This is a genomic window from Mesorhizobium sp. M7A.F.Ca.CA.001.10.2.1, from assembly GCF_003998575.1.
Lineage (GTDB): Bacteria > Pseudomonadota > Alphaproteobacteria > Rhizobiales > Rhizobiaceae > Mesorhizobium.
Genome location: NZ_RZQY01000184.1, coordinates 1 through 9566, shown reverse-complemented (window position 1 = coordinate 9566; position 9566 = coordinate 1). Strand labels below are relative to the sequence as shown.

Genomic DNA, 9566 nt, shown 5'->3' with positions numbered 1-9566 from the left:
GACAGTGTCGGGCCGGTGCGCGGGCTGAGGAACTACTGGGTTGCCTGCGGCGTCATGGCCGGCTTCAGCCAGGGCGGCGGCGTCGGCAAGTCGCTGGCCGAGTGGATGATTTTCGGCGAACCGCAGGCCGACATCTTCGGCATGGACATCGCTCGCTACGGCGCCTTCGCCGCCAACCGGGAATATCTCAGGCAGACGACGCGCCAGTTCTATTCGCGCCGCTTCGTGATGACCTTTCCCAATGAACGACTGCCCGCCGGCCGGCCGCTGAAACGTCCGGGTGCCTATGACGGCATGAGCGCGGCGGGATGCGAATGGACGGCTTCCTGGGGACTGGAAATCCCGGCCTATTTCGCGCCGATGGAATTTGCCGAGAACACGACGCTGCGGCGCTCCAACGCCTTCGACATCGTCGGCGACGAGGCGCTGCAGGTGCGGCGCGCCGCCGGTCTCGTCGATATCTCGGCCTATTCGCGCTATGCGGTGGCGGGGCCAGGTGCGGAAGCCTGGCTCGACCGGCTGCTCGCCTGCAGGCTGCCGAAGCCGGGGCGGGCCGGCCTGGCGCCGATGCTCGGTCATGACGGACGGCTGAAGGGCGACCTCACCGTCTTCAACTGGGGCGGCGGCAGCTATTGGCTGATGGGCTCCTACTATCTCCGGGAATTCCACATGCGCTGGTTCGAGAGCCATGCGGCTGAAGGCGTCACCGTCGGCGACCTCTCCGACACGATGAGCGGCTTCCTGCTGACCGGGCCGAACGCGCGCAAAATACTGGAGCGAACGACGCATCAGGATGTGTCCGGCGCAGCGCTGCCGTTCATGGCCTGCGGCACATTCGACATCGGCATGGTGCAGGCACGTGTGGCGCGGCTGTCTATATCAGGCGAGCTCGGCTTCGAAATCAGTTGCCCCGTGACCATGCATGCCACTCTGCGCGACACGCTGCTGGGCGCTGGCGAGGATTTGGGCCTTGCCGAAATCGGCTACTATGCACTCAATGCGCTGCGGCTGGAGAAGAGCTTCGGCATCTGGTCGCGCGAATTCACGCAAGGCTATACGCCGGGCCAGACCGGTCTCGACCGCTTCATCGCTTTCGGCAAGAGCGACTTCATCGGCCGCGAAGCAGCGTCGAAACAGCGGGAGGCCGGCAGCGGCCAATGCCTGGTGACGCTGGAAATCGATGCGCTCGACGCCGATGCCAGCGGCTTCGAGCCGGTCTGGCATCAGGGCCGGCGTGTCGGCTTCGTCACCTCGGGCGGTTACGGTTATACGATCGGCAAGAGCCTGGCGCTGGCGCTGGTCGACCGCGATTTCGCGGGCGAGGGCACCGCGCTCTCCGTGCATGTCGTGGGGGAGGAACGGCCGGCGCATGTCGTCGCGGCCTCGCCCTATGATCCCCTGGGCAAGGCAATGCGGCAATGAGGAGGATTTCCGATGGTCGATGACGCGGCACGGGACGGCAGGCGCGAGCGCCGGCGTGGACGCACGGGCGAGGCCGGCAGCGAAAGCAGCCGCCGTCCCAATTACCATTCGCTGAAGAACCCGTTCCTGCCACAGCCGATCTTTTCTGATGATCAGGTGGCCGCGATTCACGAAACGGCGCTGCGGGTGCTGGAAGAGCTCGGCATCAAGGTGCTGCTGCCGCAGGCGCGTGAGCACTTCGCCAGCGCCGGCGCGCTGGTCGATCCGGACACCGACATGGTGCGCATCGGCCGCGACATGGTGACGGCGGCACTCGCCTCGGCGCCGAGATCGATCCACGCTCACGCCGGTTCGCGCGCCCGCGATCTGACGCTGGAGCTCGGCTCGATGACCTTCCTCGCCGGATGCGGGGCGCCGAACGTCACCGATCTCGAGCGCGGCCGGCGGCCGGGAACACTGGCGGATTTCGAGGATCTCATGCGGCTGGTGCAGCATTTCGACGTGCTGCATATGCTGGGGCCCTGCATCGAACCGCAGGATGTCGACAACCGCTTTCGCCACTATGCCGTCAACCGCGCGCAGCTGACGCTGTCGGACAAGCTCCCGTTCGTCTTCGCGCGCGGCACGCCGCAGGTCGAGGACGGGTTCGAGATGATTCGTCTGGCGCGCGGCCTGTCGCAGGACGAGTTTCTGGCAAATGCATATTGCTACACCGTCATCAACACCAACTCGCCGCGCCAGCTCGACATCCCGATGGCGCAAGGCATCATCGATTTCGCCCGCGCGGGCCAAATCTCCGTCATCACGCCGTTCTGCCTGGCTGGCGCGATGGCGCCGATCACGGTCGCCGGCGCGCTGACGCTGCAGCATGCCGAGGCGCTCGCCGGGCCGCACGATCTGCGCCAGCGTCAGCCCGGCGCACCGGTCGTCTATGGCTCGTTCTCCTCCAATGTCGACATGAAATCCGGCGCGCCGGCCTTCGGTACGCCCGAGCACGTCAAGGCGACGCTGGGCGCCGGTCAGCTGGCGCGCTTCACCGGACTGCCGTGGCGATCGGGCGGCGGCAGTGCCGCCAACATCTCAGACGCGCAGGCCGCGCACGAGACGCAGTTCGCGCTGTGGGGCTCGGTGCTGGCCGGGGCGACGATGTGCATCCATGCCGCCGGCTGGCTGGAGGGCGGCCTCAGTGTCTCCTTCGAGAAACTGATCACCGACATCGAGGCGCTGCAGACGGTGGCTGAACTTTGTGCCGCGACGCCCGGCGACACCGATACGATCGGCTTCGAGGCGATCGCCGAGGTGCAGCCGGGCGGCCACTTCTTCTCGGCCGGTCACACCATGGCGCGCTACCGCACCGCCTTCTACGAACCGCTGGTGGCCGACTGGTCGAATTTCGGCAACTGGACGCAAAGCGGCTCGAAGACAGCGAGCGAGCGCGCCACCGGTGTCTGGAGGCGGGTGCTTGCCGATTTCGCGCCGCCGGCAACGGCTGCCGCCACATCAGGCGTGCTGGATGAGTTTATCGCACGGCGCACGGCAGAGGGCGGAGCGGCGCCAGTGTCTTAAGGCCGGCTATCGCTGATCGCCCTGGTTGTGGCGCGATCCGGAACCTGCAGCGCCTCCCGCGCATTCAAGGTTGCGGCCGGTGCACTGCGGCACCGGTGTGCTGTTTGAGGGGAGACGACATCGGCGGCCCTGCTGCCACCATCAATCGCTGTCGCGCGCCACCAGTTCCAGCGGCCAGACTTCGCGGATGATCCGCGGCCCCTCCGGGCCGGCGAAGGCGGGAAGCGACGCCAGCAGCATTTCAGCAAGCCGTTGTCCCATTGGCTCCAGCGCCGGGCGGAAGGCGGTCAACGCCGGGGAAAAATAGCGGCAGAGCGGCGTGTCGACGATGACGGTTACCGCCATGTCCTGGCCCGGCCTGATGCCCATCTCGGCCAGCGACTTGCAGCCGCCCAGCGCCATTGCATCATTGTTGAAGATGATGGCGGTCGGCGGGGCCTTGGAGCGCATGACCTGGGGCGTCACCTTGTAGCCGCCGGCCTCGTTGATGAAGCCGGACGCGATCAGCTCCGGGTCGACCTCGATGCCGTGCCGCCGCAAGGCCTTGCGGTAGCCGGCGAGGAACAGATAGCCGAAATTGAGGTCGAGCGACGGGCGGATAGCGGCGATACGGCGGTGACCGCGCGCCACAAGGCGGTCGACGGCGTCGGCGCCGGCCTTCTCGAAATCGAGGTCGAGGGAAGGATAGGACTTGGCCCCGGAGCGACTGCGGCCGAGCGTGGCGAACGGAAAGCCGGCTTGCGTGAGATAGTCGATGCGCTCGTCCTCGCGCCGCGTCCAGGCCAGCAGCACGGCATCGGCGCGGCGCGTCTCGACGACACGGCGCAGGCGCTCCTGCTGGTAGTCGCCCGGCGCGCCCATGACCACGGTCAGGTCGAGCCCGCTTTCGGCAAGCCTGGCCTGCAGCCCGATCAGAAACGGAATGAAGAACGGCTCGCCATATTGCTGGTCGCCGGGATGCGGCTGCAGCATGAAGGCGATCGAACGGGTGGCGCCTTGCCTCAGGCTGCGGCCGGACTGGTTCGGCGAATAGTTCAGCGTCCTGGCCGCCTCGAGCACGCGCTGGCGCGTGTCGGCATTGACGTCGGCGCGGCCGTTCAGCGCCCGCGACACCGTGCCGATCGATATGTTCAAGTGACGGGCAAGGTCGTGAATGCTGGACGCCAAGAGACTGTTCTCCCCCTTGCTTGGCTAGCACCGGTAGCCGCTCAGGCCAAGGCGGTAAGACGAATTTCGCCAAGGGCCGATTGACATTCTACGCCTTCGGGTGTGTTCTCGTAAACGTTTACGGAAAAACGTTTACGGTCCTGCCGTGGATGCCGTGACGATCGGTCTGGAGGGACCGAGCGGAGGAGGAGCGCTGGATGATCGATGTCGTCCTGGTCGGCTGCGGAGCGATGAGCAAGGCCTGGCTCGATGCCATCAGGCAGATCCACGGGCTCACCCTTATCGGCCTAGTGGATCTCGATGCCGACAGGGCACGGGCGAGGGCGCGCGAATACGACCTCACCAATGCCGTCATCGGCAGCAATCTCGACGCCGTGCTCGACCAGACCAAACCGCAAGCAGTGTTCGACGTGGTGGTTCCAGCTGCACGGCGCGAAGTCGCTTTTTCCGCCTTTGCCCACAATTGCCATCTGCTGACGGAAAAGCCGCTCGCCGACAGTCGGGAAAATGCGCGCGCCATCGTCGAGGCCGCGCACCGCGCCGGGCGCATCCATGCGGTCGTGCAGAACCGCCGCTATGTCGCCAATGTCAGGCGCATCCGCAGGTTCCTGGACTCCGGCGCCATTGGCACGCCTACCAGCATCCACGCCGACTTTTTCGTCGCACCGCATTTCGGCGGCTTTCGCGAGGAGATGGCGCATGTGCTGTTGCTCGACATGGCGATCCACACATTCGACGCCGCCCGCTATATGGTCGCCGGCGAGCCGGCCGGCGTCTATTGCCAGGAATGGGAGCCGGCCAATTCCTGGTACCGGCAGGGATCGTCGGCCAGCGCCGTCTTCGATCTCGGCCGCGGCAAGGTCTTCACCTATGCCGGGAGCTGGTGCGCCGCCGGCTTCCGCACCAGTTGGGAAAGTACATGGCGCATCGTCGCCGAGCGCGGCAGCCTGCTCTGGGACGGCAATGACGAGCTGAGGGCAGAAGCAGTGATGCCGGGCCGCGACGGAATGTTCGACAAAACCCAGCCGATCGCGGTGCCGCCGCTCGATGCGTCCGATCGCGTCGGCGGCCATCTCGGCATTCTCCAGGATTTCGTGCACGCCATCCAGACCGGCACCGAGCCGGAAACGCGCGGCGCCGACAACATCAAGAGCCTGGCCATGGTTTTTGGCGCCATCGAAAGCGCCGAGACCGGCCGCCGCGTGACAATCGCAGAGGACGCACAATGACGCCGAACCCGCTTCTCGACATCCGGATCGGCACCATGGTGCGGGCCAATCTCGACGACCCGGCGGCTTACGTCAAACAGATCCTGCCGCTCGGCTTCGAGAGCATCCAACCCTTCTTCTGGCAGACGCTTGGCGGCAAGGACCTGGCGCTTCTCGCCGGCCAGATCCGCGAGGCGATCGGCGATGCCGACGTCACCGTGTCCTCGCTCGGCGTGTTCGGCAATCCGCTGGAAGACGGCGAGGTCGATCGCGGCGTGCTCAAGGCCTGGGAGACCGTGATCGACAACGCGCATCTGTTCGGCACCTCGATGGTCAGCGGCTTCACCGGCCGCCTGCGCGGCAAACCTCTGCCGGACAGCCTGCCGCGCTTCAAGAAGGTCTGGGGACCGCTGGCCAAACGCGCCGCCGACAAGGGCGTCCGCATCGCGTTCGAGAACTGCGCCATGGACGGCAACTGGGCCGCCGGCGACTGGAACATCGCCCACAATCCGGACGCCTGGGAGCTGATATTCAACGAAGTGCCCGATGACAATCTCGGGCTGGAATGGGAGCCCTGCCATCAACTCGTCTATCTGATCGACCCGATGCCGCAGATCCGCAAATGGGCGCCGCGCATCTTCCACGTCCACGGCAAGGACGCGACGGTGCGTTGGGACGTGATCCGCGAGCATGGCGTGTTCGGCCGACTGCCCTTCGTGCAGATGCGCACGCCGGGTTTTGGCGACAGCGACTGGACGCGGGTGATCAGCGAGTTGCGGCTGGCCGGCTACAAGGGCGCCATCGACATCGAGGGCTGGCACGACCCGGTCTATCGCGGCGATCTCGAGATCACCGGCCAGGTGCGGGCGCTGGAATATCTGAAGCAATGCAGAGGAGGGGCCACCTACCTGCCGAACCCGATGTGAGGATCGGCCGGCGGGAGGAGCCGGCCGGGATGTCTGCAACGCACATTGCCGAAGCGAATGTCGAACTCCTCGCTTGCGAGGACAAAAAGGGAGGATAAGTGCATGAGCATGACGATGAGAAGGACAGTTCTGCGCTCGACCGTCGTGGCCGCCGCCACGATGCTTGCCGCTGCGATCTCCACCTTGCCCGCGCGGGCGCTCGACGCCAAATGGTGCAAGGACGTCCACATCCGCTTCTTCGTCGGCGGCGCCGAGGGCGACGCTTTCGGCACCATCGTCTACAATGGCGCCAAGCAGGCAGAGGCCGATCTCGGGCCGAAGGTCGACTACATCTTCTCCCAGTGGGACATCGAAAAGATGGTGCAGCAACTGCGTGAGGCCGTCGCGGTCAAGCCCAACGGCATCGCCATGATGGGCCACCCGGGCGACGCGTCGATCATGCCGCTGGCCGAACAGGCGCACAAGGACGGCATCAAGATGATGTACCAGAACGTGCCGGTGCCGAAGGTGGTGGAAGCATTCGGCGGCGGCTATGTCGGCGCCCAGCAGGAGCAGCAGGGCCGCGCGCTCGGCGCCGAGGCGTTCAAGCTGGGCAAGCTGAAGGCCGGCGACAAGGCGATCATGATCGGTCCGTTCGAAAACGAAAGCCGCGGCGCGCGCGAGCGCGGCACGGTGGCGGCGCTCAAGGACGCTGGCGTCGAGGTCATCCAGTTGTCCTCTCCGCCGAGCGGCGAATGGGCGTCCGATCCCAATCTGGCCATTCCGGTGATTACCGCGGCGCTGCTCAACAATCCCGACGTCAAGGCGGTCGGCTATCCCGGCGGGCAGATGCTCGGCAATGTATCGACCTACATGCAGGCGGCCGGACGCAAGGCGGGCGAGATATTCAATTTCGGCTTCGACACCAGCCCGCAGATCGTCGAGGGCTTCAAGGGCGGCTGGGTGCAATTGACCGCCGACCAGCAGCCGTTCCTGCAGGGCTATCTGCCGATCCTCAGCCTCTGCCAGCAGGTTGTTCTGGGGCTGGCGCCGATGAATGTCGACACCGGCGCCGGTTTCGTCACGCCCGAAAATTACGAGATCGTCGCTGAGCTCGCCAAGCAGGCGCTGCGCTGACCTCCCAAGCCGCCGGCCGGGATCTCAGGCCCCGGCCGGCGGGACCGCTGGCGACGAAGCCGGCAACAGACAATCAAGCGAGGATCCGATGGCAGAACGCCTCATCGAACTGCGCGACATCAGCAAGTCCTATGGCCAGGTCTATGCGCTGGGCGGGGTCAATCTCAGCGTCGACCGCGGCGAGGTCGTCGGCCTGCTCGGCGACAATGGCGCCGGCAAGTCGACGCTGATCAAGATCCTCTCCGGCGTGGTCAAGCCGACCAGCGGCGAAATCCTCGTGCGCGGCAAGCCGGTGACCGGGTGGAGTGCGGCGCGTTCGCGCGAGGCCGGCATCGAGACGGTGTTCCAGGACCGGGCGCTGGCCGTGCAGCAGACCATCGTTCGCAACATCTTCATGGGCCGCGAACTGACCGGCTTCATGGGCTTTCTCAGGGTCAACAAGGAGATCGAGGAAGCGAGCCGGCTGATGCGCGAGATCGGCTTCACCTCGAAAGTGTTCACGCCGCAGTCGATCGTCGGCCAGCTTTCGGGCGGCGAACGCCAGGGCGTGGCGATCGCCCGCGCCATCTACAAGCAGGCCGAGCTGATCGTCCTCGACGAGCCGACGACGGCGCTGTCGCTGACCGAAACCGCCAAGGTGTTCCATTTCGTGCGCCAGGTGCGGGCGAGCGGCCGCTCGATCCTGTTCATCGGCCACAACATCCATCATGTCTTCGACATCGCCGATCGCTTCGTCGTGCTGGATCGCGGCAAGGTCGCACTGACGACCGACCGCAGCGAGGTCAAGTCGGCCGAAGATCTCATCAACTTCATGGAAGAGGTCGCGCATCCCGGCGGATTGGCCGGACTGCACGATGCCGGCGACGCGGAGCAGAGAGCACGATGAGCAAGACCATGGAGCCAGATCTGCACGAGCCGTCCGCCGGCATTGCCCGCCCCAGTGCCCAGAAAGAGTGGAAACACCCTTCCGATCACTGGATGCGCGGCTTCATCCTCGACAACCGTGCCGCGCTCGGCACGCTCGCCGTGTTCATCGTCATGATGACGGTGTTCATGATCGCCAACCCGACCGTCTTCACCACCTGGTATCTCTACCGCTCGGTGCTGACCACGCTCCCCGTTGCGCTGTTCGTGGTGGTGCCGCTGGTCTTCGTCGTCACCTGCGGTGAGATCGACCTGTCGTTTCCGGCGACGATGGGTTTTGCCTCATGGGTCTTCGCGCTGGTCGTGCAGGCCGGCTACAATCCGTTCCTCGGCATCGCCGCCGCACTCGTCACCGGCATGCTGCTCGGCTTCCTGGTCGGGTCGCTGGTGGTCTATGGCGGGCTGTCGTCGCTGATCGCGACGCTCGGCATGAATTTCCTGCTGCGAGGCCTGATCCAGATCATCAACGAAGGCAAGTCGATGGCGCTGACCAGCCTCAGCGACAGCTGGGCCTATACGATCTTCTCCAGCCAGCTCCTGGGCATTCCGGTGCAGATCTTCTGGGCCATCGGCTTCGTCGTGCTGTCGGCGATGCTCTACAACCGCCACCGCTTCGGCGCGCAGGTGAGGGTGGTCGGTGACAATCCCGACAGCGCCCAGCAGATGGGCATCGACGTCAAGCGCGTGCGGGTGAAAGTGTTTGTCTTCGTCGGCATCGGGGCCGCGATCGCCGGCACCTTCTCGGTGATGATCAACTTCACCTGGTGGCCGACCGCCGGTGATGGCTATCTGCTGCCGGTGCTGGCCTCGGTGTTCGTCGGCGGCACGCCGACCTGGGGCGGCATCGGCACCGTGGTCGGAGGCGCCATCGGCGCTGTCACCGTGTCCTTCATCCAGACCGGCGTCGTGGCGGCAGGATTGAGCGGCTTCTACGTGCAGTTCTTCAACGGCCTAATCATCATCCTGTCGCTGCTCGGTCATAAGTGGAACCAGGCGCGGTATCGGTGAGGGTTTCGTTGGAGGATCGCATGCCTTGACGATTGGCGCCGGCGCTCATCGTTTTCGTCATCCACGGGCGAAGCAAGGAGCGTAGCGACGCAGCGCAGACCCGAGGATCCATGCCGCAACTTCAACGCGTCACTACGGTGCAGAATTCTGCTCCGCTGCACTCCACGGCCAAGGTCACGGCATGGATCCTCGGGTCTCCGCGACGTCGCTTCGCTCCTGCTCCGCCCGT

Annotated in this window: 8 protein-coding genes; 7 read left to right on the top strand and 1 reads right to left on the bottom strand. The window is 65.6% G+C overall.

From position 1 onward, the window contains the following. Together EN964_RS14190 and EN964_RS14185 are read left to right on the top strand one after the other, a co-directional pair. The coding region (locus EN964_RS14190; protein ID WP_164775819.1) for a glycine cleavage T C-terminal barrel domain-containing protein at positions 1–1422 on the top strand (1422 nt) is incomplete at its 5' end. 12 nt (positions 1423–1434) lie between these two features. Beyond that, positions 1435–2988, top strand: a complete 1554-nt coding sequence (locus tag EN964_RS14185; protein WP_127276463.1) for a trimethylamine methyltransferase family protein — start codon at positions 1435–1437, stop codon at positions 2986–2988. Positions 2989–3129: 141 nt separating this feature from the next. On the opposite strand, the gene EN964_RS14180 is transcribed toward EN964_RS14185, so the two are convergent. Beyond that, positions 3130–4155, bottom strand: a complete 1026-nt coding sequence (locus tag EN964_RS14180) for a LacI family DNA-binding transcriptional regulator (protein WP_127270067.1) — start codon at positions 4153–4155, stop codon at positions 3130–3132. Between the two features lie 197 nt (positions 4156–4352). Between EN964_RS14180 and EN964_RS14175 the strand changes: the two genes are divergently transcribed. The 5 genes from EN964_RS14175 (at position 4353) to EN964_RS14155 (ending at position 9337) form a co-directional block, all read left to right on the top strand. Further along, complete coding sequence (locus EN964_RS14175) at positions 4353–5384, top strand: Gfo/Idh/MocA family protein (RefSeq protein ID WP_127272532.1); 1032 nt, start codon at positions 4353–4355, stop codon at positions 5382–5384. After that, the gene (locus tag EN964_RS14170; RefSeq protein ID WP_127269006.1) at positions 5381–6289 is read left to right on the top strand and encodes a sugar phosphate isomerase/epimerase; all 909 of its coding nucleotides are present in this window, start codon (positions 5381–5383) and stop codon (positions 6287–6289) included. Before EN964_RS14175 ends, EN964_RS14170 begins: the two co-directional genes overlap by 4 nt. Before the next feature lie 102 nt (positions 6290–6391). Continuing rightward, positions 6392–7405 (top strand): substrate-binding domain-containing protein, encoded by a 1014-nt coding sequence (locus EN964_RS14165; protein WP_127269007.1) that lies wholly within the window; start codon positions 6392–6394, stop codon positions 7403–7405. 88 nt (positions 7406–7493) lie between these two features. Further along, a complete protein-coding gene (locus EN964_RS14160) occupies positions 7494–8291 on the top strand; it encodes an ATP-binding cassette domain-containing protein (protein ID WP_013530993.1) in 798 nt (265 codons plus the stop codon). Next, positions 8288–9337 (top strand): ABC transporter permease, encoded by a 1050-nt coding sequence (locus EN964_RS14155; RefSeq protein WP_127269008.1) that lies wholly within the window; start codon positions 8288–8290, stop codon positions 9335–9337. The genes EN964_RS14160 and EN964_RS14155 overlap by 4 nt, the downstream gene beginning before the upstream one ends. The last annotated feature ends 229 nt before the right edge of the window (positions 9338–9566 follow it).

What these genes read in the sequence shown, in the direction of transcription:
- EN964_RS14175 (WP_127272532.1), top strand. Translation starts at nt 4,353, where the DNA reads ATGATCGATGTCGTCCTGGTCGGCTGCGGAGCGATGAGCAAGGCCTGG.
- EN964_RS14165 (WP_127269007.1), top strand. Translation starts at nt 6,392, where the DNA reads ATGAGCATGACGATGAGAAGGACAGTTCTGCGCTCGACCGTCGTGGCC.
- EN964_RS14170 (WP_127269006.1), top strand. Translation starts at nt 5,381, where the DNA reads ATGACGCCGAACCCGCTTCTCGACATCCGGATCGGCACCATGGTGCGG.
- EN964_RS14155 (WP_127269008.1), top strand. Translation starts at nt 8,288, where the DNA reads ATGAGCAAGACCATGGAGCCAGATCTGCACGAGCCGTCCGCCGGCATT.
- EN964_RS14160 (WP_013530993.1), top strand. Translation starts at nt 7,494, where the DNA reads ATGGCAGAACGCCTCATCGAACTGCGCGACATCAGCAAGTCCTATGGC.
- EN964_RS14185 (WP_127276463.1), top strand. Translation starts at nt 1,435, where the DNA reads ATGGTCGATGACGCGGCACGGGACGGCAGGCGCGAGCGCCGGCGTGGA.